Annotated in this window: 22 protein-coding genes; 7 read left to right on the forward strand and 15 right to left on the reverse strand. The window is 45.4% G+C overall.

From position 1 onward, the window contains the following. Nucleotides 1-135 precede the first annotated feature (135 nt). Nucleotides 136-1,176, forward strand: coding sequence for a hypothetical protein (locus Q4Q52_RS00005; RefSeq protein WP_311989540.1), 1,041 nt, complete (start codon nt 136-138; stop codon nt 1,174-1,176). 486 nt (nt 1,177-1,662) lie between these two features. Here the strand turns inward: Q4Q52_RS00005 and Q4Q52_RS00010 are convergent, their stop codons facing one another. The 5 genes from Q4Q52_RS00010 to Q4Q52_RS00030 form a co-directional block, all read right to left on the reverse strand. Further along, nucleotides 1,663-2,745 (reverse strand): DUF3137 domain-containing protein, encoded by a 1,083-nt coding sequence (locus Q4Q52_RS00010; RefSeq protein WP_311989541.1) that lies wholly within the window; start codon nt 2,743-2,745, stop codon nt 1,663-1,665. 494 nt (nt 2,746-3,239) lie between these two features. After that, on the reverse strand, nt 3,240-3,950 hold the full coding sequence (phoU, locus tag Q4Q52_RS00015; RefSeq protein ID WP_011846414.1) for a phosphate signaling complex protein PhoU: 711 nt from the start codon (nt 3,948-3,950) through the stop codon (nt 3,240-3,242). Between the two features lie 81 nt (nt 3,951-4,031). Further along, nucleotides 4,032-4,850: a phosphate ABC transporter ATP-binding protein PstB gene (gene pstB, locus Q4Q52_RS00020; protein WP_006081067.1), complete on the reverse strand. Its 819-nt coding sequence runs from the start codon at nt 4,848-4,850 to the stop codon at nt 4,032-4,034. A gap of 33 nt (nt 4,851-4,883) precedes the next feature. Then, nucleotides 4,884-6,542: a phosphate ABC transporter permease PstA gene (gene pstA, locus Q4Q52_RS00025; protein WP_311989542.1), complete on the reverse strand. Its 1,659-nt coding sequence runs from the start codon at nt 6,540-6,542 to the stop codon at nt 4,884-4,886. A gap of 59 nt (nt 6,543-6,601) precedes the next feature. Beyond that, the gene (locus tag Q4Q52_RS00030) at nt 6,602-8,860 is read right to left on the reverse strand and encodes an ABC transporter permease subunit (protein WP_311989543.1); all 2,259 of its coding nucleotides are present in this window, start codon (nt 8,858-8,860) and stop codon (nt 6,602-6,604) included. Between the two features lie 200 nt (nt 8,861-9,060). On the opposite strand from Q4Q52_RS00030, the gene Q4Q52_RS00035 reads away from it, so the two are divergent. Further along, nucleotides 9,061-9,561: an ACT domain-containing protein gene (locus Q4Q52_RS00035; RefSeq protein WP_311989544.1), complete on the forward strand. Its 501-nt coding sequence runs from the start codon at nt 9,061-9,063 to the stop codon at nt 9,559-9,561. 152 nt (nt 9,562-9,713) lie between these two features. Here the strand turns inward: Q4Q52_RS00035 and Q4Q52_RS00040 are convergent, their stop codons facing one another. Continuing rightward, nucleotides 9,714-10,601: a DMT family transporter gene (locus tag Q4Q52_RS00040; protein WP_106650088.1), complete on the reverse strand. Its 888-nt coding sequence runs from the start codon at nt 10,599-10,601 to the stop codon at nt 9,714-9,716. A gap of 100 nt (nt 10,602-10,701) precedes the next feature. After that, nucleotides 10,702-11,856, reverse strand: a complete 1,155-nt coding sequence (locus Q4Q52_RS00045; protein WP_311989545.1) for an alpha/beta hydrolase-fold protein — start codon at nt 11,854-11,856, stop codon at nt 10,702-10,704. Nucleotides 11,857-12,238: 382 nt separating this feature from the next. On the opposite strand from Q4Q52_RS00045, the gene Q4Q52_RS00050 reads away from it, so the two are divergent. Next, nucleotides 12,239-13,060 (forward strand): DUF2797 domain-containing protein, encoded by an 822-nt coding sequence (locus Q4Q52_RS00050; RefSeq protein ID WP_220592523.1) that lies wholly within the window; start codon nt 12,239-12,241, stop codon nt 13,058-13,060. A gap of 229 nt (nt 13,061-13,289) precedes the next feature. Beyond that, the gene (locus tag Q4Q52_RS00055) at nt 13,290-13,859 is read left to right on the forward strand and encodes a hypothetical protein (protein WP_220777318.1); all 570 of its coding nucleotides are present in this window, start codon (nt 13,290-13,292) and stop codon (nt 13,857-13,859) included. A gap of 111 nt (nt 13,860-13,970) precedes the next feature. Here the strand turns inward: Q4Q52_RS00055 and Q4Q52_RS00060 are convergent, their stop codons facing one another. Together Q4Q52_RS00060 and Q4Q52_RS00065 are read right to left on the reverse strand one after the other, a co-directional pair. Beyond that, nucleotides 13,971-14,366: a VOC family protein gene (locus tag Q4Q52_RS00060; RefSeq protein ID WP_311987568.1), complete on the reverse strand. Its 396-nt coding sequence runs from the start codon at nt 14,364-14,366 to the stop codon at nt 13,971-13,973. Between the two features lie 235 nt (nt 14,367-14,601). Continuing rightward, nucleotides 14,602-15,204, reverse strand: a complete 603-nt coding sequence (locus Q4Q52_RS00065; protein WP_220777320.1) for a DUF4136 domain-containing protein — start codon at nt 15,202-15,204, stop codon at nt 14,602-14,604. A 302-nt stretch (nt 15,205-15,506) separates the two neighbouring features. Here Q4Q52_RS00065 and Q4Q52_RS00070 point away from each other — a divergent pair, with 302 nt between their 5' ends. The 3 genes from Q4Q52_RS00070 (at nt 15,507) to Q4Q52_RS00080 (ending at nt 18,099) form a co-directional block, all read left to right on the forward strand. Next, complete coding sequence (locus tag Q4Q52_RS00070; RefSeq protein ID WP_311889201.1) at nt 15,507-16,100, forward strand: LysE family translocator; 594 nt, start codon at nt 15,507-15,509, stop codon at nt 16,098-16,100. Nucleotides 16,101-16,127: 27 nt separating this feature from the next. Continuing rightward, a complete protein-coding gene (locus Q4Q52_RS00075) occupies nt 16,128-16,679 on the forward strand; it encodes a DUF1415 domain-containing protein (protein WP_259563268.1) in 552 nt (183 codons plus the stop codon). A gap of 418 nt (nt 16,680-17,097) precedes the next feature. Continuing rightward, nucleotides 17,098-18,099 carry a hypothetical protein gene (locus Q4Q52_RS00080; RefSeq protein WP_311889203.1) on the forward strand — a complete coding sequence of 334 codons (1,002 nt, stop codon included), beginning with the start codon at nt 17,098-17,100 and terminating at the stop codon, nt 18,097-18,099. Nucleotides 18,100-18,118: 19 nt separating this feature from the next. Here Q4Q52_RS00080 and Q4Q52_RS00085 read toward each other — a convergent pair whose 3' ends face one another. The 6 genes from Q4Q52_RS00085 to lepB all read right to left on the reverse strand — a co-directional run bounded on the left by Q4Q52_RS00085 (nt 18,119) and on the right by lepB (nt 23,719). Then, on the reverse strand, nt 18,119-19,642 hold the full coding sequence (locus Q4Q52_RS00085; RefSeq protein ID WP_311989546.1) for a winged helix-turn-helix domain-containing protein: 1,524 nt from the start codon (nt 19,640-19,642) through the stop codon (nt 18,119-18,121). 466 nt (nt 19,643-20,108) lie between these two features. Further along, on the reverse strand, nt 20,109-20,636 hold the full coding sequence (locus Q4Q52_RS00090; RefSeq protein WP_259563265.1) for a DUF4303 domain-containing protein: 528 nt from the start codon (nt 20,634-20,636) through the stop codon (nt 20,109-20,111). 122 nt (nt 20,637-20,758) lie between these two features. Then, nucleotides 20,759-21,115 carry an NTF2 fold immunity protein gene (locus Q4Q52_RS00095; RefSeq protein ID WP_311889478.1) on the reverse strand — a complete coding sequence of 119 codons (357 nt, stop codon included), beginning with the start codon at nt 21,113-21,115 and terminating at the stop codon, nt 20,759-20,761. Then, entirely contained in the window at nt 21,048-21,191 is a 144-nt protein-coding gene (locus tag Q4Q52_RS00100; protein ID WP_261273799.1) for a hypothetical protein, read from the reverse strand. Before Q4Q52_RS00100 ends, Q4Q52_RS00095 begins: the two co-directional genes overlap by 68 nt. Before the next feature lie 185 nt (nt 21,192-21,376). Next, complete coding sequence (locus tag Q4Q52_RS00105) at nt 21,377-22,663, reverse strand: acetyl-CoA hydrolase/transferase C-terminal domain-containing protein (RefSeq protein ID WP_311989547.1); 1,287 nt, start codon at nt 22,661-22,663, stop codon at nt 21,377-21,379. A 279-nt stretch (nt 22,664-22,942) separates the two neighbouring features. Beyond that, on the reverse strand, nt 22,943-23,719 hold the full coding sequence (gene lepB / locus Q4Q52_RS00110; RefSeq protein WP_311889206.1) for a signal peptidase I: 777 nt from the start codon (nt 23,717-23,719) through the stop codon (nt 22,943-22,945). Between the last annotated feature and the right edge of the window lie 108 nt (nt 23,720-23,827).

The following is a 23,827-nucleotide window of genomic DNA, read 5'->3' on the forward strand; positions in this document are numbered from 1 at the left end:
TACGTTGATGGTGAGCATAATATGGCTCCATTTAAATGCGTTCTAAAAAGGCAAGGCAGAAATAATAGCGAGCGCGCATAACAAAGCGCTCCAACATCGCGTACTGCGTTAAGAGCAAGGAGTACATTACAAATAATGGGAAATCTCGCGAATCGATGGGCAGGCCGAATATATGGCACCAATACCGGTAATGTGTTTCTTGACCTAAACCAAGAAGCCGAGAATATTTCTGGCCGCTTGAGAATAATGGATTCTGTCTTTGGCGTTTCCATTTATGCATACTCCGGAACAGTTGATGATCAGATTATTCTGCATTGTAAACCTGAAAGTGCAGACGACGGAGCTCAACACGGGGATGTAACCGTTAAAGGGAGATTGACACCACAAGGCAACATAAAAGGTGAATGGGAATCAACGATAGGCACGGCTGGGACCTTCGAAATTTATCCTCATGATATAAATGTTACAGACCCAGCTGAAGATGCAAGAGGGAGAAACCCAGAGCAAATTCACAATAAAACAATTCACTTAGGCTCAGTCAGGCTTTTCAAAGATGACATTTTGCAGCTTGTCAGTTTCATAAAAAAAGATTTCTCATCAGGTCGAGTTATAGTCACATACACCCAGCGTGGAAGTGAATTAACGAAATATGCCGACGATTTTTTCAATCAACTTGATGGCATTGATCAGCTAAATTACATAAAAATTGTAATTCAAGAGCCGGAAGCATATGGGATAAACAGGGTTATCGTTATTGAATTGGTCGCAAACGGCACTAGTGAAATCAGGGTTTCTGGTATTAATGAATCTTGGGTGTTAGGTAAAGCAGAATCTATATACCAAACGATAAAGCCAAAACAAAATTCCCTTGTCACCACTTACCGGAAGTATGGTCTTAACTTAAACGGTGCAATATTTGTAGCAATGCTTATCGTTCTTCCAGAAATAGCAGATTGGAAGGATCGTGGAATATTCGTCATTGTGGTTTTCGCACTACTGAATTTTCTTTTATTTATTCATAACAAGTTTATTCCTAATACGGCTATCTACCTAGAGCAAAACAAGCCCGGTTACTTGAAGCGAGCGTGGCCAAGTATTTTGTCTTGGTTTATCGCTGCTAGCAGCTCAGTCGCGGCTGCATATCTGTTCTCTATTCTCAAGAACGGCGGTTCTTAACAAATCGAGCAAGAAGAGTAGTTAATCCATAGACATTTTAATCCGAAATTCATATGTTAGAGCTAACGATCTAACTCGGAATTGTCCCACAATGCGTTGCGTATGTCTTTTAAATCAACAGATTACGCGAATATTCGGAAGGTGAGTCATGGTGATTAGCGAGACGACCGTCCGCCCCATGGACGGGGCGGTCGAGCATCCACGGATGGACTTGAACAACATCCCAGTTTAACGGCCAGTTCGCCATCTGATGGGCAGGACGCCTGAATGTCGTGCAATGCAGGGATGCATGAGAACGACCATGGCTCTCGTTCATAAGCTCAGAAACCCTAGGTTTCTATTCACCGAGTCGATGAGTAAATGCCATGGCAAGCCTTTATGAGTGAAGACCTGCAAACGCTAAGTCCTCTGAAGCAACCTCTTCTCTCGACGAATAAAAACCTGCTCAAAGTACAGTTCAAAATACAGAGAAAAGAACAGCTCTAGTTAACCCGCTAATGTCTTAATCCTCTCAAGTGTCTGCTGTGTCGCCAGATTTTGCGCTGCAAGATAATCCAATTTTAGCTGTTTGATGATGCCAGTAATCAAGACTAACTCCTGCTGTAACTGCGGAATTTTCGACATATCATGGGTGGGTAAGTTGATATCGACGGTATCAAATAAATTGCCAAAATAGCTCGCCATGATCAGCACTTTATTGGCTTTAAATTCGATACTCAGCCCCGACCCGCGCGCCGTTTTACGAAATAACTGTTCCAGCTCAACGAGGCGTTCCATTACGGCGGGAGACAACAGATATCGCGCGTAATGTTGGTCGTGGGAATACACTTCAAACATTGCCTCAAAGGTCACGCTTTCGAGTTTCACTCTGGGTTTCTTTATGCCTGCCATGGTGTTACCAAGGGAGCCATAGTCTTGGCTGACAACAGTATGGGATTCAAAGCTAAAGGGCATCGTCATGATCACTACCCCACCTTTAAATTGGATCTTGTCTGACTTACTGCCGCGGGATTTTAAGGTTAATTCGCAAAATTCGAAGCTGATATCCTCTACCTTGCCGCGAATATGATCCTCTGATTGCTGATTGCTAAAACGGGGCATAAGTTCGAAATCTGCCACTGAATCAAGGTTGACACAGGAGTCGGGGCTATAACGGTAGTCTCCTAGTTTTTTGAGTAAAACAGGCAAGATTTTATATTTGTAATGGCGCTTATATTGCATTTCAGGCAGCTGAACCCACATCAAAATGCCGGCGAGGACGATCAGGCTCAAAATGGTTGGGTCATGGTTAGAGGCTAACGAGATTAAATCAAAAGCCAGTGCGGGCAGGCACAATAGCCAACCTAGACGCTTCGCCCATTTTTTACGGGAGAGTTTAGTTTCAAGCTTTTCAATTCGATAGGCTTCTAGCGGCGCTAATAGCTGCAATAGCTCGGCTTTAGCGTCCTCGGACAGTGGCGGTAATTCAGCGCGGGGGAAATCCGCGGGTAAATTCGCTTCAGAAATATGATTTCGAATACTTTTAAGGGCTTCGAAACCTTGCTTTAAAGAATACAATAATGGGCTCATCAACTTATCCATGTTATCGCCGACACAGCGCCCATTCCGTTGCGCTGCTAACCCCAAACCTTAGCGGTAACAAATAGGGGTGGCGGTTAAATTCTGAGATTAACGTGCTGTGATATCAATCCCACAGCTAAACACAAAAACGCTAGCACTTAGGCTTCGACTGCTTTCACTATCTAGGTCTACCGCCCTTTCCAGCAGCTAAAGCTTGTTGCAAGCATCAGATTAAACAAAGGTTAATTTATTGTAAGCACAAAAATGACCTTCTTTATTCGCGGTACTGATCCAGAATGCCAGTTCACACTCCAATTTAACTATTCAACTTAGCTATCCAATTTCACAATCCATAGCCCAAAATCCTAGCTCACTTCTCTATCTCACGATCCTAGCTCACTATCCTAATCAACGATCCTAGCTCAGCATCCTAAAAGCAAAACGCTCCACAGAGACTGCGGAGCGTTGTATTCAGGCATTACAACCGCAGATTAATGCGTGTGTTAGCTTTTCATGTCCTTTTCCATATCTTCGTAGGAAGTATGGCGAACGTCTTTGCCTTTCACGTAGTAGATGATGTATTCACAGATATTTTTGCAACGGTCACCAACACGCTCAACCGCACGCGCTGCCCACAGTACGTCTAAGACGTCTGGGATAGAACGCGGATCTTCCATCATATAAGTCATTAACTGGCGGATAATGCCTTCGTATTCACGGTCAAGCTTGGCATCTTCTTTGTGCAGCTCTAACGCAGTATCGGCATCCATACGGGCCAAAGCATCTAAGGTCGCGTGCAACATACGGGTCGCGTGACGGCCCATATTTTCAATGCTAACCAGTAAAGGTTGTTGATTATTCAAACGCTTATCTAACGCTGCTTTAGCGATACGCACGCAGGCATCACCAATACGCTCAAGATCGGCGATGGTTTTTGAGATGGCGATAATCAGGCGTAAATCGCTGGCCGCAGGTTGACGCTTGGCGATAATACGGGTGCACTCTTCGTCGATAGACACTTCCATGCCATTGACCTTGTGATCGCCCTCGATAACACGCTGCGCGAGTTCCGCATCCAGTGCGCTGAGCGCGTCAATGGCTTGCTCAAGCTGACGTTCAACCAAGCCACCCATAGCGAGTACGCGGTTACGGATATCATCCAGCTCAGCGGTAAACTGTCCTGAGATGTGCTTACTTAAATTCATGTTTTCCATTTAGCCAACCTTTTACTTAACTGTTTACCAAGCATGCTCAAAGCCTGCGGTTGCGGCTTTATCCGATAGCGACCGAGCTAATTAACCGTAACGCCCTGTGATGTAATCTTCGGTCTTACGTTTTTTCGGCGTGGTGAAAATCGTATTGGTATCAGCGTATTCAATCAATTCACCCATATACATAAAGGCCGTTTGATCCGATACCCGCGCCGCCTGTTGCATGTTGTGAGTCACGATAACCACAGTGTATTTAGTCTTAAGCTCGGTTATCAGCTCTTCAATCGTCAATGTCGAAATAGGATCGAGTGCCGATGTGGGTTCATCGAGTAATAACACTTCAGGCTCGATGGCAATGGCACGGGCAATTACCAGACGTTGTTGCTGACCGCCAGATAAACCAAAAGCGTTATCGTGCAATCTGTCTTTCACTTCGTCCCAAATCGCCGCGCCGCGCAGTGAACGCTCGGCCGCTTCGTCGAGTTCACGACGATTATTCAGCCCTTGCAATCTCAAACCATAAACGACGTTTTCATAAATCGACTTAGGAAACGGATTCGGGCGCTGGAACACCATGCCCACGTTACGGCGCAGGGCCGCGACGTCGATTTTCTTGTCGTAAATATTCTGGCCGTGCAGCAAAATTTCACCGTCGATATGGCAGTTATCCACCAAGTCGTTCATGCGGTTAATACAACGCAGCAGCGTCGATTTACCACAACCACTGGGGCCGATAAAGGCGGTCACTTGCTTCTTGGGGATCTTCATCGATACATTAAACAGCGCTTGTTTACTGCCATAGCGCAAGTCTAAGTTACGGATCTCCAACGCGGTGTCGGTCTGGCTTAAGTTCGCTAAATCAAAGTTGTTGGTTTTCATTGCTGTCGAATCTATAGAAATCATATTCAGTCCTAATACTTTCAGGATAATCGCTGATTAGTGCTCAAGCGAACGATATTTTTCACGCAAGTGGTTACGTACGCCAATGGCCGTCAAGTTGAGTGCCACAATCACAGACACCAGCAAGAAGGAAGTCGCATACACCAGAGGACGTGCCGCTTCAACGTTAGGACTCTGGAAGCCCACATCATAAATATGGAACCCTAAGTGCATGAACTTACGTTCTAAATGCACAAACGGGAAGTTAAAGTCCAGTGGTAATGTTGGGGCTAATTTCACTACACCCACCAACATCAGTGGTGCCACTTCACCGGCAGCGCGGGCGACAGCTAAAATCAACCCCGTCATGATAGCTGGGCTCGCCATTGGGATCACAATGCGCCACAGTGTCTCAGCTTTCGTTGCGCCCAGTGCCAAACTACCTTGACGCACCGCACTTGGGATACGGCTCAAACCTTCTTCGGTCGAAACGATAACCACAGGCAGAGTCAAAATCGCTAAGGTCAATGCCGACCAAATCACCCCTGGCGAACCAAAGGTCGGTGACGGTAATGCTTCAGCGTAAAACAGTTGGTCGATAGAGCCGCCCATCATGTAGACGAAGAAACCTAAACCAAACACGCCATACACAATCGAGGGCACACCCGCTAAGTTGATTACCGCAATACGGATCATCTTAGTGATTGGGCCTTTCTTAGCGTATTCATGTAGATAAACCGCCGCGACCACACCAAATGGCGTCACGATAACGGCCATCAACATCACCATAAACACAGTACCGAAAATCGCCGGGAAAACGCCGCCTTCGGTGTTGGCTTCACGCGGGTCGTCACTCACAAAACGGCCGATACCGACGAACCATTTACCAATTTTGCCGATTAGGCTTAAGTGGTTCACATAGGTCACATCCAGCACTGTATCTAGCTTAAGCTCAACTTCTTCACCGCGCATATCACGCACGATTACTGAATCTCGCGCCGCGTCATCACGCAGGGCAAATAACGCTTTTTCAAGCACTAAGTAATCTTTCTGCAGTTGCGCTCGCTTGGCCACTAAGTCAGCTTTATTGCTCTCGGTCAGCTCGCCATCAAGCTCGTAACGACGCTCCTGTAAACGCAGCTTTTCAATGGCGTAGTTAATCGAGCCAATGTCTTGCTTCTGCAAATCTACCGCTTTGTCCGATAAGGCCACAGCGCGGTCGATATGTTCCATTAAGGAAGACTCAATCGCATCGTTGACTAAATCCAGACGCTTGCCATTTTCAATCACTGCGATTGGATAACCGTAGAAGTTACCGTTTTTAGCCCGCTCAATCATGGCGACATCGCTTGGCGTAGAACGGCTCAGAATGTCAGTGCCTAATATCCAGCGGAAATCTAGCCCTACAAATTCGCGGTTACCGGTTTTCACTAAGTAACGGGTGACGAACTCGCCAGGATGCTCTTTAAACACATGGCCCGCAGCAATCAAACGCTCAGTCGGTACTTCTTCCCTATCGTAAACTTCACCAATTAAGGTTGAACGTACACCCGTGTTATCTTCGAGTTCCCACTGGTAAACCGTTGCTGGCCAAAAGTAACTTAAGCCACGCCAAGCGATTAACAGTAATAAGCCTAAGACGGCAATCAAACTGATGCTCACCGCACCGCCCGTCATCCATATCCATGGCGAGCCTGATTTTACCCACTTACCCATTGCACAAACCTCTCAAGGTCACTGGCGAAATAGTATTTAATGTCATTGTCTTATCCCCGTTACAGCGAGCTATAGCGTTCACGTAGACGCTGTCTCACCACTTCTGCAATGGTGTTAAAGAAGAATGTAAAGATGAATAGCACGAACGCCGCGAGGAAGAGCACACGGTAATGTGAGCTACCGATAGCCGACTCAGGCATTTCAACCGCAATGTTTGCTGCCAAGGTTCGCATCCCTTCGAACACGCTCCATTCCATAATGGCGGTGTTACCGGTGGCCATCAGTACGATCATGGTCTCGCCCACAGCGCGGCCTAGGCCCATCATGATGGCCGAGAAAATACCCGGACTTGCGGTTAACAACACCACGCGTGTCAGTGTCTGCCAAGGCGTCGCACCTAAGGCTAAGCTGCCGTTCGATAAATGACGTGGCACAGAGAAAATCGCATCTTCCGCGATAGAGAAAATCGTAGGAATAACCGCAAAGCCCATGGCGATCCCCACTACCAGCGCGTTACGTTGGTCGAAGGTGATGCCCAGTTCGTTGGTGATAAATTGACGGGTATTACCATCAAACAGCGCCACTTCGATGATAGGGCTAACCGCAAAAGAGAACCAACCCACGAAACAGACCACAGGGATCAACATCAGCTCTTGGTACACTTCGGGTAAACGTTGTTTCCAAGCTGCAGGTAACTTACTCCAGCCATAGGCCGAAGCGAGAATCGAGGTCGGCAACAGGGTCAGTAAAATCAAAATACCGGGGAGATGTTCTTCAATCAGCGGCGCTAACCACAGACCCGCCAAGAAACCTAAGATAACCGTCGGTAAGGCTTCCATGATTTCGATGGTCGGTTTAACGAAACCGCGCACCTTAGGCGACATAAAGTAAGCAGTGTAAATCGCACCAGCAATGGCTAAAGGCACGGCAAACAACATGGCATAAAATGCCGCTTTCATCGTACCGTAGGCCAATGGCATTAAGCTCAGCTTAGCTTCGAAATCATCAGACCCCGAAGTCGATTGCCATACGTATTTAGGCTCTGGATAACCTTCATACCACACCTTGTCCCACATAGCGCTCCATGACACTTCTGGGTGGGAGTTTTCCACACTGAAGATATGCAGCTTTTTGTCCGCCTCAACGACTATGCCGTTTGAGCGTGGGGTAAAACCCATTTTACCGGGGTTTTTAAGGTCAAATTTTTCGTCAAACAGTTCACGATGACTCGTGGTATAGAGCAATGTCAGCTCGCCCTCAGGGCTCACTGTCGCAAAACTCTTACGGTAGAATTCAGAGGTAAGTGACTCGATAGGCGGTAAGTCATCAAACTGGCGGATTTCTTGATATAAACGCCCTTTTGGACCACTGACTTGGAAGTACTGGGCCACAATACCTGTGTCGTAGCTGACCAGTAACGAACTCGCGCCCGCCAGCAAAGCCACGTTATTCACTTGAGCTTTAGCCCGTTCAACATCAATCACCTGCAGCAAATCTAGGCTGTCAATATCACGGATGTCATACACGAAGATTTTATTGCCGGTTTGCAACATCAATTGACGTTGGTCTGGCGTCATCAGCTCATGGGAGACTTTCTTCGGCGCATCTTGAATTTGTGAGGTAGTAGAAACCCACTCCACTTCTTCAGTCATCATGTTCTCTTGCCCTTCGAGGCGAGTCAGACGCCAAATGCCGTTCTCATCTTGATAGGCAAAACTCATTTTGTCTGAACTATAGCTGAAGGTCAGTTTATTAATCGCCCCACCCGTTTCATTAATGGTGATCGGGGTTTCGCCTGCGGGATAACGCAGTTTAGGCGTTATTAAACGCTTGTTGTTTGGATAACTTAATCCAAACTCTAGGCCAGCCACTAGCACCTGACCATTACTTAATCCCAGCGCAAAACGCTGTTCGCTCGGCACGGCAACGGCGGCACTGGTCACAGTCACGCCCGCTGGTAATGGCGGTGTAAAGCTAGAAAGTAAGTTACCGTCGGCAACGGTATAAAAGTCCACTTGGCCATCAACGGCCACACGGTACATCACCTCATTTTGCTCTTCAGCGCCCACCATTAATGTCGGAACATCCGCATGTTGATAGCTCACCGTCTTCACAGGTGTGACATCAGCACTATCGAAAATAGGTTTAATCACATACAACAGATAAAAGAAGATCAACAATAAGGCGACAAACACCATAGTGCCGCCGATAGTGACGCCGATTTGCGCCGCTTTATCCTTAAATGCCCTGCGATTCGAGCGTCCGCCTTTAAGCATACTGTGCGATGCAGAACCAGGTTGAGTGACCTGACTTTCCATTAAGAACCTCTATTATTAATAGCCAGCGAGTTTTTTCGCTAGGATTTGCCGAGTGCTATGCTTACACTGTTTGAACGTAAACTGAGCAATAACAACATCCTTTATTCTAAGTGCGTTGGATTATATGACGCAAAGATGACAGTTGTGTTACACCCCGTTTTAAAACAGGTGCCTTTTACAAAAAATAGGAGTCAGTCACTATGCTACGATACTTAATAACACTTCAAGCACCTGATAGAAAAGGATTAGTAGAACAAATCGCCCATGCAGTGAGCCGCCACGGCGGCAACTGGCTCGACTCAGAATTACGCCATATCGACGGTATCTTTGCCGCTATTCTGCTGCTCGAAGTGCCTGCCTTGCGTATGGACGAACTCATTGAGGCGCTGGAGTGCATCGATAGCCTCACCCTCACCTACGCCAAAACCTCGGTCGCCCTTAAGCCCATCAAACGTTTGAGCTACAGCCTAGTGGCCTACGACAGACCTGGACTCGTGCTCGATATCTCAAATAAAATCAATGCCCTTGGCATCAATATCGAGCAGTTTAGTAGCCAATATGAAACCGCTGGCCACACAGGCATTGCGCTATTTCGGGCAACTATCGGCCTTGGGCTCACAGATCTGACCCAAGAAGATCAACTGGTAGCATCCCTCTATGCCCTGGGTGATGATCTCGTGCTCGATAGATTAAGCCGTTAACCTTTACGACGAGCGAAACTTAGCACGCCAACACGTTTAGAGCGTGCATTTGCCATAGCACTTTCAAACAGCACTTAAATGGCACTTAAGAACGGTTTTTAAAATGCTAAAAACACAAACGCCGCTAAGCAGATGCCAGCGGCGTTTTTTGTTTAACTCACTTTTTGATGCCGAGATTTGACTAAGTACCGTAGCGGCACTTGGGAGATCAGCATCCCCAGCAACATCAAGCCACAGCCGAATAATGCCCGCACACTCAAACTCTCATCGAGGAAGATAATGCCGCCAATGGCCGCAAATACGGTTTCTAAACTGAGGATAATCGCCGCATGGGCAGGATGCGCATTTTTCTGCGCCAACACTTGCAAGGTATAGGCAATCCCCACCGAAATCAGCCCAGCATAGAAGAGTGATCCCCAAGCCGCCAACACACCATCGAGCGTGGTGACTTCAATTACCGCCGACACCATCAAACTCAGCACGCCGCAGACAAAAAACTGCATCATGGCTAACACCACGGGCGAGATCCGCTTGGCAAAATGATCCACCGCCAGAATGTGCAATGCCCAAAACAAGGCGCCCACCAACTGCAAGGCATCGCCATAACCTATGCTCATACCATCTTTAACGCTTAAAAAATACAAACCGACTGCGGCAATCGCGCAGCCAAGCCAAGTATTCAAGCCTGTTGTATGTTTTAGCGCTAACCCAAGCACAGGCACTAACACTATATATAGACCAGTGATAAAACCCGCGTTCGCTGCTGTGGTGTATTGCAAACCGACCTGTTGAAATGACGCGCCCGCAAACAGTAAAACCCCGACCAGCAAACTGCCGCGCACTAAATCCTTTGGCGCACTCACATGCAGCTTATTTTGCCGACGCAAGTACCACACCAAAGGCACTAAACTGAACGTCCCCATTAAAAAGCGAATACCATTAAACGCAAAGGGGGAAAGATGTTCCATGCCTAAGGTTTGGGCGACAAATCCAAAGCCCCAAATCGCGGCGGCAAGCAGTAATAACAGGTTGGCAGGCAAGATAAATTCTCAGCGAACAAAAAGATCACAAGATTACCTAGCCGCGTGAGACTTGTCCAAACATGTTGCAACTTTGTAGTTAAACCCTCTCTGGGAGCGGTTACTTTTTCGCTCGCAACTGCAAGCGCTTAGCTTGACTGAGGATCTCATTTAAAAACACTGAATCCGTTTGTTTTGCCAGTAGCACGGCTTTGTCGGAGGCTTTTATCGCCTGTTCAAGCTGTCCATCCAGATCATAGGCGGTCGCTAAACTGTCCCATAACACCTCTGAATTGGGGAACGCGCGCGTCCCCTCTGCGAGAATTTCAACGCCCCAAGCCGTTTTTTGTTCATAAGTCGCTTTGAGTCCATAAACATTATATTGCTGAGCAAAGAGTGGAAATTCATAGCCAAACTCAGCGCTCTTTTGTCGATAGAAGTGTTGTAGGTCCTTGAGTGGCATAACGGCAATTTCAGGCACAGCATTCCAACCGGCAAAAAGGGTCTTTAACGCCTCAATATTGCCAACAAGCGGCGTACTGTCGTGGGTTTCATCGGGGAAGTGTTTGTAAAACCAATACAGTTGCTTTGATGCGTTACCCGTTGAGTTTGCACCTAAGCCGTCTTGCAACTGCTTAATTTGCGCCGCAAACGCGCTCGCCATTTCATTGGGTTCACTTGCCATACTCAAAAACCAGCGCAGTGGTTTTGCACGCTTAGCTGGTAATAACTCAGCCGACTTAAGCACTAGCCAATCACTGTCCCACCATAAACTGGGACTGATTGAAATCACCGCATCAAATTGGCTATTAGGCGTCATAGCCACATAACTCGTAAACAGCCCAGCGAAGGAATGACCCGTGAGTATTTGATAATCTGAGGTGCGGTATTTTTTGCCTAATGTACTGAGTAGCTCTTGCTCTAAAAATTGCCTGAACTGTTCAGCACCACCGGAGCTGTCTTTAAATTTATCGATTTGAGTCGGCGTAAAATACTTCATCCGTTGATCCGAACTCACGCCAACGGTGATCATTTCCGGAATAATGGCATAAGTACTTAAAAAGCCAACATTCGCCGCCACATGCTCAAATTGGGTAGAGCCATCTAGTACGATTAATACCGGATAGTTAAAGTCGTTGGAATGCGCATAGGTATCTGGCAAATGGATTTGTAAGTTGATGTCATCATTCAAGATTTCTGAATGAATTACCGTCTTATCCGTCTGTGCGAAGACAGCCGTTGAAAAGAAAAACATCAGCACTAAAACCAACCGCATAAGTACACCTCCATTTGTAATGCTGGGTAACTTACTGGTTTTCATCATAAGACTCAAATCATTACCCTCAAAAAGTCTGATTAAGATGATGGAGTTGAGTACAGTTTACAAAGACGCACTTAATCAGCTCATTCAATCGACTAATTCAATCGACTCTGGTCATTAACGCCATCAATCGGCTCGCTTATTGACTGACTTATCGATTCACTTATCGACTGACTTATCGCCTTACTTATCGACTCACTTATCTAGAATTCCTATCTAAACTGGCTTGGATAATCTTGTATACTGACGGCCACGCAATGACGATATAACGAAAGCGTGCACTAGACAGCATGATGAGCGACTAAGCTGCACCAGAACGCAACACATTAGGATTACCATGTTAGGAACGCTAAAGAAGATGCGCGTACAGTTAGATGACGCGCAACAAGTGCAATATCAACTCGTTGTCGGTGATGAGTTACTCCCGCTCAATCCATTGATAGGCAAGCAATTAACCTTGACCCACACGGGCAATATCTTCTGCTGTAACTGCGGTAAAAAGAGCAAGAAGAGTTACTCGCAGGGCCATTGTTTTGTCTGTATGCAAAAACTCGCCAGTTGCGATATGTGCATCATGAAACCGGAAACCTGCCATTACGACCAAGGTACTTGCCGCGAGCCAGAGTGGGCCCAGAGCCACTGTTTTGTGCCGCATTATGTGTATTTGGCGAATACTTCAGGCGTTAAAGTCGGCATTACCCGCCACACGCAACTGCCCACCCGTTGGATTGACCAAGGTGCCACCCAAGGTTTGCCGATTTTTAAAGTGTCAACAAGGCAACTCTCAGGCTTAGTAGAAGTAGAATTGGCCAAACTGGTGAACGATAAAACCCATTGGCAAGCGATGCTCAAGGGCCACGCCGATGATATCGATTTAAATGCTAAAGCTGCAGAACTGATCCCGCAAATTGAGGCTAAGTTGCACGAAATCGGCATGCAAAAAGGCGATTACAGTATCGAGCGTTTAGATGAAACGATTCAGTCAATTCACTATCCCATCGACACCTTTCCGAAAAAGATCACTTCCCACAACTTCGATAAAAATGAGGTGGTAAGCGGGATTTTACAGGGGATTAAAGGTCAGTATCTGATCTTCGATACCGGTGTGATTAACATTCGTAAATTCACTGCCTATGAAGTGAGCGTGGAGCTAATATAACTTCATTTTTATTCAATTCAGTGTGTTGCTATCTGTCATGGTTATCAACACACTGATAGCGAAACCTCGGCATGCTCATGCTGAAGCATTGAAACTGTGCCAGAGCATAGGTTAATTGATTGCCGCCGTCTCGTTATTACCCCGAGGAACTCGAGCCTTGCCTCCGTATGGATGAAAGTGGCGCTTGGCTTCCCCAAAGTAAAAAACATCTTTATATGGAATATTTTTGATGAAACAAGGACCTCAACATTTTATCCGTCGCTGTGCATTCCAACAAAAATTACGTAGTAAGCAATCTGGAATATTTTTGCTCTTGATAATCCCGCTGATAATAGCAAGCGGTCCTTGGAAGGAACTGACTGCATCGCTTTCGACAGAACCATGGGATATAGGATTTACTATTGTTGTCGTTTTAGCCGTTGTGGTGGCATTTTTCTTCGTCTTCATGATCATTTCTGAATCGATAAGACTAGGCAAAGCCGCTAAAAATGAACAAAGGAAATTAGCCGAAGCGGGGCCAGATGGCTATTACATTGATATCTATCAAGAAGGCCTCATTTTTCATGTTTACGATGCCGAATTTCATCTTTTTGAGATGAAGCAGCAGTTTGTCCCTTTGGATGACATTGCCAGTACAAAATACTCAAAACGCAGAGGCATACGTAGCTTCACGATCAACTTTGCCCACATTTCCGGCCAAGTGTCGTTCACGCCTAGGGAAATAAATGTGGATGATTTTGATTTTATAAAGGAATTTCTTGAGACTCATATTTCCAACCGAGGGAATAAGCCAGCTTAAGATAGGCTGGTTAATTAAACATAGGCGCGCTGCCTTGTGTACAGCTTAGGTCTCACGCAACGCGCGCTATTATTGGACAAGCTTGGTTTAGAGGAATGTGAAGAGAATGCACTAACCTTGCGCTTCCATGTAGACAAGTTCCCAGATATGTCCATCGGGATCTTCAAACGCATGGCCATACATAAATCCTTGATCTTGCGCTTGACGATAGGCTTTGCCGCCATGCTGCTCGGCAAGCTTAACCAAGTGATCGACACGTTCCCGACTGTCGCAGTCTAGGCAATTGAGCACTTCTGTCGTGGTATGAGCATCCGCAATCACCTTATCGGTAAAACCAGAGAAAAAAGGCTTAGCCAGCAGCATCACATAAATATTGTCCGCAATGACGACGCAGGCAGCCTGCTCATTGCTGTATTGCTCATTGATGCCAAAACCAAGACCTGAGTAGAAAGCGCGTGAATCCTGAACGCTCTCGACTGCCAAATTAACAAAGATGCTTTGCGCCATAATAATCTCCCTTTATAAGTGCTAACCGGACGTCAGACTAAGTCCTATAAACAGGACGGTAAATCGTCCTGTTTATGCTTGTTACAGCCTAAACTATGATCACTAAAATCTCACGATACTAAGCGTAATTCGGATAAAAGCTAAAAACCCTATCGCTCATTTCCTCCCTAAAAGAACAAAGCGAGTATCTCACTCGCCTTATGATTGCGCCTAGTTGACGGCATTATTGCACCGCTTATTGCACCGCATGGGTAACGGGCAGCGCTGACAACATTTCATCGATTAAACCATCGAAACGGGTTTTGACTTCATCCATATCCTTAATGTTGGCAAAGCCTTGGGCAAGGACTCGCCATACCATTTCAGAAGATTGCCCCACGATCGCTGTCGGCTTAAAAAGGCTAATGAGTACTGAACCCTTATCGTATTTTTTAGGATCCACCCCTTGGTTTGACAGACCCGGCACTAAGCCTGCAGCGGCCAATATCTGCTCGTCAGACATTTGTGTACCCATGGCAACCCCAAAACCTACTTGGAAGTCAGCGAGTTGCGTATCTTCTACCCAGCGATACCCTTTCGTCAGTAGCACCTTTTTAAGGGTATCCTGCATATGTTGCTGGACTTGCTGTTTATCGAGCCTAGGATCAACAAAGATTTTCTGTAAAGTGGGATGCCAACTGTAGGTCATGGCGCTCGGCGGTAATTGGCTCAAATCCCCCGAAGTCACGACTGTGGTTCGCAACACCTGCGAATCCTCCACACTCACACAGGCCGTCAACACGGCCAAACTGATGGTTAAAAGCGTCAATAAACGCCCAATTTTCTGTGGTAAATACATGATCTTTCCCTTATTGCGATTTTTACAGCTTAAGGATAGTTGCTATTTCTCAGACTGAAAGTCTATATGCATCATGGTGTTAAATCGTGCTTATTGACAAGGACTACGGTAAGACAATCACCCCGGTCCAATTCGTTATGATTTGTTACTTATAAAGCCCACCCTGCGTATAGGCGCGGTTCCGTTTACCCGCTAGAATGCTTCGCTTAACGTCAGTGATAGTCATACTTCGGCACGTAAATTCGAGGTAGATTTCCCTATCATAATGCCAAAAACGACAACAAAAGGTGTGAGATCTATCCATGGAGTTAATACTCGCTATCGCGCTATTCGCCTTCTCATCGGGGATCACCCCAGGGCCGAACAACATTATGCTGATGACCTCAGGGGTTAACTTTGGCGTGAAACGCAGTATTCCGCATCTGCTGGGAATAAGCCTTGGCTTCCCAACTATGATCCTCGCGATCGGCTTGGGCTTAAGCGCGCTCTTCCAAAGCTATCCTATCATCCATCAAGTGATTAAAGTCGTCGGTATAGGTTACCTTTTGTATCTGTCTTGGCTAATCGCCAACAGCAGTAGCAAGATGGAAGGCAAAGCCATTGCCAAACCCTTTAGTTTTATTCAAGCCGCAGCGTTTCAATGGGTGAATCCTAAGGGCTGGATCATGGCGGTGGGCGCAATTGCAACATTCACGTCAGTGCAGCAAGATTTAACTCCGCAAGTGATTACTATCGCAACGGTATTTTTATGTGTCGCCTTCCCCTGCGCCATTGTGTGGCTCGGTTTTGGCGTTGCCCTTAAGCGCATTTTAAAAAATGAGCGCCAACAGAAGATCTTCAATATCACTATGGCAATCTTGCTTGTGGCGTCTATCATCCCTATGATCGCCCCCTAATTTTTGTCAGCACGAGCCACGACCACCATGAACGAAATCGACATGATCATTGAACAAACCGACAACTGGGTCAAAAAAGTGATCATGAAATACAATATTTGCCCCTTCGCCAGACAAGAAGTCGAGCGCGGCAGTATTCGGTATCTGGTGGTGGAACAAACCAAAGTCAAACTCGTGCTTAAGGCATTGATTGAAGAGTGCCAATACCTCGACGCCCACCCAGAAGCCGAAACCACGCTGTTTATTCTGCCCCGAGGTTTTGAGGGCTTTTATGCCTATCTCGACCTCGTCGACATGGCAACCGATACGCTTATCGAACACGAGTACGAAGGCACATATCAACTCGCCACCTTCCACCCAGACTATTGTTTCGATGGCGAACCACAGGACGGGGCAGCCAACTTCACCAACCGCGCGCCCTACCCAACCCTGCACATCATCCGCGAAGCCAGCATGGAGCTCGCTCTCGCCAGTTACACAGATCCCGAAACCATCCCAGAACGTAACATTGCCTTTTGCGAACGCAAAGGCAGCGACTTTTTTGTTAAGTTGTTAGCAGAGTGCATGGGGAAATCCTAGCGCAAATTGCTGGTCTCACGCTTTCAGGCATTCCACAATATTAACCTTACGCTTCGAACTATAGCTTCATTGCTATTGGATAAATGCTGCAATTGCTATCGATAAGCCAAGCTAATGAGGCGCAGTCAATCCAGTGACTCGCCATAAAAATGCTGCTATGAGCGTGATTGCGGCATCCGTTGTATAGAGAAGTATCGATATCACGAGCACATCATTGCAAAATCACGCCTGTTCAAAAATTAATTTTTACTATTAAAAATCAATAAATTAAATAAAAATTAAGATTAAATTATTATTTAATTCACTTTTGTTTTTTGACCTCCTTTATACCGATACCTAAATTACGCCGCAGTTGTAACGGTTGTCGTTACTTAATTTAAGTTAAGGCTAGCTTAGCCATTATTGTTAAGGGTGTTTTATGTTGCGTTGTGTATTACTCGTTGCTGCGTTAAGTTCAGTGTTGATGGGATGTGGTGGTTCAAGCACAGACAACAGTACAAAACCCAAGCCCGATGAGAATGGCGGCACTAAAGCCAAAAGTAGATATGCTGAAGGGATCTATTTGCTCAGCTTGGCACAAGACGAAGGCGATTTTATTCGTGGTAACGACGGTTATAGCCAATATGTAGGTGTTGGCTTTGCACTCGACCTCTATCCTTCTCAGCAAGAGTTGCAAGCCAGTGTAAAGCAAGTCGGAAAAACTACAGCAGACTGGTATAACATCAATGCAAAAGCAAACCAATTAAGCGCATTTGACAATAATATCAAAGTTAACTTTTGTAGCCGCGATGGACTAGGTAAGTGCACTATCGAGCAATCCAGTATTGAGCGTGGCGATACTTGGTTAACTCCGCTATCGAATGCTCATAGAGCACAATTGCAAGCCAATCAATTTGCCGACAATATCGAACCGCTGTTCACCGATAAAGGATTTACGATGCGTGTTAACGATAACCCACAGTTATCGGCACTATTAATCCAAGTCAAAGCAAGACCTTTAACCGCGGCATTGATGACAAGCTTACTGCCAAGTCAGTGGGAAACGCCCTCTGCTTATGGCAGTCCACTAGACTATGATATGTACAAGTTTACCCGTGATGGTTCAGCTCCCGTGCAATTGACTGCATCAATGACTGATGCGCAAGGTAATCCACAATGTATCGCAGTGGGGGCGGTAAGTGCAAAGCAGGGACTTATTATGCATTTTGATTTAAAAATCAATGATTCAGAAAGTGTACCTTGTCAGCAATACCTACAACAACAAGGTGCGAGTGCAGAGTTAGTGCGTGCAATTATTTCTAATCAAACTATCAAGATAGGCTTTATTGAGGATGCCAAAGGCGAGGATATTATGGCCATCAATCACCTTGCTGGTGCCCATCCAGTCGGTGGTGCAGGGTTACTGACAAAGCAGCATTAATTAGAGTTTAAAGGTCGCTTCATTGCGACCTTTTTGCAGAGGCTTTAGGAAGATATGGGGCGGCTGTATCACAATAATTAGCAAACATTGCCCAAGAATGGATGTCAGCGGTAAGCGCTTTGTCTTGGAATAACACGCCCCACACACCTAAACATTGACTCGTGAGTTTCTCGCGGGACAACTGCTCAAAAACCGTTTTTGACGGTACGACTAAAGACAAAGAGACTAATGATTTAAGGTAGTAATAACGGAAAAGTTCAGGTTTATCATCTTTAAGGGCAATATTTGACAACACTAAATAAATAAATGCGTTGTCGATTTGATTATTGAAGTGCCCCTTCAACAAGCGTTCACGTGCGCGTTTATGATTTCCAATTCTAAAATCAAGCAGACCCAGCCAAATTTCAGTTTCTTCACTCGGGAAAGGAAACAACTTGTCGATACGATTGAGCCAAGTTTGTATTTGATCAGACTTGAGCTCTGGGTCAAGCAACAGTCGTCTGGCAAGATAATTGGCCTGAAACATACTGGGGTTATCAGTATCTAGCTGTTGCGCTAAAGTTTGATTGATAAAGGTATGAGTTTGCTCTGTATTGGCAGAGGCTATGACTGGCAACTTAAAATAATCAATCAAATCATCAGTGATCTTTTGTATATCTTGGTCGAGTGAGCCAGTAGAGAGAATATACTCACCGCGATACGTTTGCTTTTCGCTGCTGTGGTACACCAACTCAACCCGTGCAGTAAGCTGATCGGATGTAGGAGCTTTGTCGAGTCGCAAATTAAGTTTGTAGTCCGAAAATAAGGTGTTGCCATCGCCAGGCCAATATTCACTATCATTGAGCGGGCTTAAAAAATAGGTTGGATCATCCTGATTAAGCACATTGATATAGGGGTAAGCGACGAGTTGTGAAAGTAACGCGGTTTTGATCGCTGTAACATAAGGACTGGCAGCACTATTGGTGACATGAATTCGGTTTAGCACCAATTCAACCACAGCAATAGTGATATGAGCATCCTGTCGTGTTGTTGCGGTGAGCGGATTAACAGGCGCTATTATAGGTAATTTTTGCGACTGTTGATAGATAAAAAAGCCCGCAATCATCAGCAGACCCATATAAACCAAATGAATCATTATCTTTGATTGAACAGGTTTCGATGGTGCTATCAGATCAGCTGCGCTGTCGATTAAAGTAACTCGCGTCGCATTGAGGTAGTAACCCTTTTTAGGATAAGTCACTAATAATTTAGTTGCATCCAGTTCAGGCGAGCTCTCTTTAAAAATGGCACGTAGCGTACTAATTCGATTAGTCAGGACATTTTTAGAAATATAATTGCTCTGCCAAACCCGACTGATAATGTCTTCTGCCGCAATCGGAGTACCTGTTTGCTGTAAAAAGACTTCAAGCAGTTCTATGCTTCGAGGTTCTAATTCAATTCCTTGAGCATTTTTGCTCAATTGGCGAGAGGCTGGATCATATACAAGTTCATCGATTGCGATGGTACATTGACGGGCTTTTGCTTGGGCTAACATATCAGCCATAAATCAGGTACCTATCGTATTTTGGTGTTGATGGATGCGAGGTGATAAAAGTTGTCGAAGCACATGCTCCTCAAAGTGCAACGCCTACATCAAGTATGTCTTCTAAGGATGCGATACATTGATGCCATTCTCCAATCGATTTGTTTGCTAAGCGAGATTTAATATCAAACATAAAAACCTATAATATCAATAAAATACAAAATCATCTCGAAGAAAACGCGGTATTTTCATCATGAAGAGTGTAGTAGTCAACTAAATTTAATAAAGCTGCGGTGCTATTTTGTATAGCTTAGGTAGATTGAAATGCCCTCGCAATACCCAATTAACCTATGTTGAATAGATTTAAGTGATGATTGTTAACCGTGTAGGGCTTGAACAAAGTCATCGGAGAATCTGTGCAATTGGATATCATGACCGACGAATAAAAGCATAAGATATTGATTTTAATTTTTTTTAAATTTAATAACTATAAAAATCTATCAGCCAGCATATCAGCAACATCTTCATCATGGTCGATACTAAAGGCCATAAAACCATCGATTTTAGGGATCGCTTGATAGACTTCAGTTTGGGTAAACTGCACTAGGCATTCGTTAAACACTGCGCGTATTTGCCGTGCTATCTCCTCCCACTCACTAAAGTCATCCTCGGGTAAGCTCTGTTGAATCGTCTGCAACTCATCCTCTGAAAGCAGGTAACATGTACTAAAACATTGATACTCCCAGTCACCTGTATTGAATTTAAGTTCTTGGATGGCCTCAGGGCTTTGGTATGACTCAGCCCATTTCCCAGACTGGTAATAGGCCAATCGCTGCTGAAAATCTGCCTCGGTATTAAAACAAAGATTTAATTCTGCGTATTCGGCATGGGTGTCAAAAGCAAAGGCATGAAAGGTTTTATCAGGATGAGCTAATAAAAATTGCTCAACCTCAACCGTTGTAAACCGCAATGTCTCGGCTTTGATTCGAGCAATAAGAGCATTATCTAATGGCATAAAGATGTTCCATTTATACAATATTTTTTGTGTCTCAGTGCATCACTTAAATTAAACCGACGTTACTAAACTCAATGCTTTAGTCATTTTTTACTGACGTCAAGCATTGAGATTAAGCTGAATTAAAGGATTTGTACGCTCCATTTCTCATTACCATAGCGACGGTTTTTATAGCTATCGATACGCCATTCATCGGCTTTTTTGAGAGCAATAAACAAATACTCATCTTCGAAGTTAGTGCTGGTTTTAATATAGATTTCGGCTCTGCTTTTATTTTTTAAAGTGACTTGCACCTCAAGAGGATGATCGCAACCATTAAATTTTGAAGGAAACCCGAAGGAATTACGCACTTTTCCGCCGTAAACGCGCTGTTTTTCGGTGCAAAAATCGTCAAATAACGGCGCTAATTGCTCATTCAGCCACTGGCAATTCCTGCCGTAGCTTATCTTCTTCGGCAGTTCTTTCGGTATAGAGGGTATTTTCGATACTGTTCCAGCGCGTACAAAAAGATAACACCCTCTCTGTTAAATATGCTTTTAATTCAATCTCATCCATTTAAATCATTGACGCCTTTCTTTATAAGTCTGTCGGTCAAACCCGCCGAGAGTTTATACCATATCGGGACAGACGAATGACTCTTTTCCGCGATTAAACGACGTATTAAAACCAACCCTTTACGCTCAAACGAGCTTGCACCACTGCAAACTCGGCAGCAAGCCATAACACCAAGATTTACAATGCTATAGATTTAATCCCCACACCTCAAAGGCATCACGACTCAGTTGTTCCCTAAAATCTGGGTGAGCGATGGCGATCAGCGCTTGTGCCCGTTCGCGCAGGCTGCGGCCGCGTAGATTAGCGGCGCCGTATTCGGTCACAATATAATGCACATGGGCCCGAGTGGTAACGACACCCGCGCCGGGTGATAACACGCTTGCGATGCGAGAAATTGTGCCGCCCGCAGCCGTGCTGGGCAGCGCAATTACAGAGCGCCCACCTTCGGATAACCCTGCACCGCGGATGAAATCCATCTGGCCGCCGACGCCGGAATAGATTTTAGTGCCAATCGAATCGGCGCACACTTGGCCAGAAAGGTCGACCTGCAGCGCCGAGTTAATTGCCATTACATTGGGGTTTTTACGGATAATGGACGTGTCGTTGACTTGCTCTATGTCCATAAAAATAACCGCCGGATTATCATCAACATAGTCGTATAACTTTTGACTCCCCAGGGCAAAACCTGTGACTAATTTCCCCGGATAAAATCGCTTCTTGCTGTTGTTAATCACGCCCTTTTCAACCAGTTGTAATATGCCGTCAGAAAATAGCTCAGTGTGAACGCCCAAATCCTTATGGTCGGTTAAGCAAGATAAAACAGCATCGGGGATTGCGCCTATGCCCATCTGCAGGCAATCGCCATCGCGTACCAATTGGGCGACATTTTTGCCAATCGCCAGACTCACGGCATCGCCCGTACCAAAAGAATGGATCGGCAAGGCCGCACTTTCTTCATACACAGCGGCAAAACGGTCGATATGGATAAACCCATCGCCGTGGGTGCGTGGCATTTGTGGATTAATATGGGCGATGATCTTGCCCGCCACTTGACAGGCCGCAAGCGTGGCTTCGACCGAGATCCCTAAGGAACACATGCCGTGCTTATCGGGCGGCGATACTTGGATAATCGCAGTATCAATTTTTTGCTCGCCGGAGCGAAACAACTTAGGCACTTCAGACAGGAAAATCGGCACATAATCCGCATCACCACTTTGCAATAATGCCCGCGTCGGCAGACCACCGAAAAAACACCGATGGCGTAAATGTCCCTGTAAACTCGGATGGCTTAAGGATTCAGCGCCTTCGGTATGTAATTGTAATAAGGTGAGATTGTCTTTAGTGAGTGCGTGCTGCGCCAACGCATCGAGCAAGATACGCGGCGTGGCGCCCATGGAATGCGTCCACAGCGTCTCGCCACTTTGAATTAATGCAACGGCTTCGAGCGCGCTATGACAAATGATTGCAGGCATAATGAATTCCCTTCCCTAAGCATGATGGCGGCAATGGCCCTAGCGGTAGTGTAAGGGATATCCTAATTAAGCAATATCGATTTCAATGGCTTAGCGCGACTGTTTATCTATAGTTTGCGCTATATCAAACTCTGGATTATTAATTGGATCTCAAAATACACATTCAACCTATTTTGGCACTAGAGGTTAATAAAGCCTCTGGCTAAAATGCTTTGCAACAGTTTGATTAGGGATAACACCAATAAGCCCGTATTAGGTTATCCCCATCAGCACTCAGCCTTACCAAATATATATCACTTTACCAATAATCAAGTCTTGAGGAATAAACCCAAAATATCGACTATCTAAGCTATTGTCTCTGTTATCACCTAAGACGAAATACTGACCAGCGGGAACTAACCATTCACCCCTTAATGTGTTTTCCTGCACATAATAGCGATCAACCAGTTCTTTCTGATGGCGGAGTAATAATACCTGATAGTGAATGTCATCCAGCGACTCTTGGTAAACGGCTTGAGTCTCAGTGCTCAACTCGGGTAATAAATTTTTATCGATACGTTCGTATTGTGAGTCCAATTCTGCACACGCTTCCCTCGATACATCACAGGCTTTCTGCACAAAAATGGTTTTATCACGATAGATAATCCTATCGCCGGGTAAACCAATGACACGTTTAACATAGTCAATTTTCGGGTTTGCAGGGTATTGAAATACCAATATATCCCCTCTTGCGGGTGTGACCGATGGCGTCGACTTAGCCAGTTGAAAACCTAGATATCGATAGTTACCAAAACCATATTTGCTCACCAACACATGATTGCCGGGCGCTAACGTCGGCTTCATGGAAGAGGCCGGAATACTAAAAGGCTCAAAGAAAAAACCTCGTAACACAATCTGCGGCAACATCATCAAAGCGTAACTTGCTAACACTATCCACCAACGAGCATACCAGCGGCGGGGTTGAGTAATATCGTAACGATGGGCGATCATAAACCCGTGAATGGGACAAATAACAATAAATAACCAAGAGAGGTAAATATGTTGAAGCCAAGCCATATTCCCCGATTTAAATGGGAAATAATTTGAGTGTAAAAATACATCCACGGCCGCTATAATCAGCGCAACAATACAATATCGAATAAAATATTTAAATTGATTAACGTA

The organism is Shewanella sp. SP1S2-4 (genome assembly GCF_031932075.1).
Taxonomy (GTDB): Bacteria; Pseudomonadota; Gammaproteobacteria; order Enterobacterales; family Shewanellaceae; genus Shewanella; species Shewanella baltica.

Bases quoted from the DNA above. Each gene is read 5' to 3' on its own strand.
- Q4Q52_RS00005 (WP_311989540.1), top strand. From the start codon at position 136: ATGGGAAATCTCGCGAATCGATGGGCAGGCCGAATATATGGCACCAAT.
- Q4Q52_RS00010 (WP_311989541.1), bottom strand. From the start codon at position 2,745: ATGAGCCCATTATTGTATTCTTTAAAGCAAGGTTTCGAAGCCCTTAAA.
- phoU (WP_011846414.1), bottom strand. From the start codon at position 3,950: ATGGAAAACATGAATTTAAGTAAGCACATCTCAGGACAGTTTACCGCT.
- pstB (WP_006081067.1), bottom strand. From the start codon at position 4,850: ATGATTTCTATAGATTCGACAGCAATGAAAACCAACAACTTTGATTTA.
- pstA (WP_311989542.1), bottom strand. From the start codon at position 6,542: ATGGGTAAGTGGGTAAAATCAGGCTCGCCATGGATATGGATGACGGGC.
- Q4Q52_RS00030 (WP_311989543.1), bottom strand. From the start codon at position 8,860: ATGGAAAGTCAGGTCACTCAACCTGGTTCTGCATCGCACAGTATGCTT.
- Q4Q52_RS00035 (WP_311989544.1), top strand. From the start codon at position 9,061: ATGCTACGATACTTAATAACACTTCAAGCACCTGATAGAAAAGGATTA.
- Q4Q52_RS00045 (WP_311989545.1), bottom strand. From the start codon at position 11,856: ATGCGGTTGGTTTTAGTGCTGATGTTTTTCTTTTCAACGGCTGTCTTC.
- Q4Q52_RS00050 (WP_220592523.1), top strand. From the start codon at position 12,239: ATGTTAGGAACGCTAAAGAAGATGCGCGTACAGTTAGATGACGCGCAA.
- Q4Q52_RS00055 (WP_220777318.1), top strand. From the start codon at position 13,290: ATGAAACAAGGACCTCAACATTTTATCCGTCGCTGTGCATTCCAACAA.
- Q4Q52_RS00060 (WP_311987568.1), bottom strand. From the start codon at position 14,366: ATGGCGCAAAGCATCTTTGTTAATTTGGCAGTCGAGAGCGTTCAGGAT.
- Q4Q52_RS00065 (WP_220777320.1), bottom strand. From the start codon at position 15,204: ATGTATTTACCACAGAAAATTGGGCGTTTATTGACGCTTTTAACCATC.
- Q4Q52_RS00070 (WP_311889201.1), top strand. From the start codon at position 15,507: ATGGAGTTAATACTCGCTATCGCGCTATTCGCCTTCTCATCGGGGATC.
- Q4Q52_RS00075 (WP_259563268.1), top strand. From the start codon at position 16,128: ATGAACGAAATCGACATGATCATTGAACAAACCGACAACTGGGTCAAA.
- Q4Q52_RS00080 (WP_311889203.1), top strand. From the start codon at position 17,098: ATGTTGCGTTGTGTATTACTCGTTGCTGCGTTAAGTTCAGTGTTGATG.
- Q4Q52_RS00085 (WP_311989546.1), bottom strand. From the start codon at position 19,642: ATGGCTGATATGTTAGCCCAAGCAAAAGCCCGTCAATGTACCATCGCA.
- Q4Q52_RS00090 (WP_259563265.1), bottom strand. From the start codon at position 20,636: ATGCCATTAGATAATGCTCTTATTGCTCGAATCAAAGCCGAGACATTG.
- Q4Q52_RS00100 (WP_261273799.1), bottom strand. From the start codon at position 21,191: ATGGATGAGATTGAATTAAAAGCATATTTAACAGAGAGGGTGTTATCT.
- Q4Q52_RS00105 (WP_311989547.1), bottom strand. From the start codon at position 22,663: ATGCCTGCAATCATTTGTCATAGCGCGCTCGAAGCCGTTGCATTAATT.
- lepB (WP_311889206.1), bottom strand. From the start codon at position 23,719: ATGGCTTGGCTTCAACATATTTACCTCTCTTGGTTATTTATTGTTATT.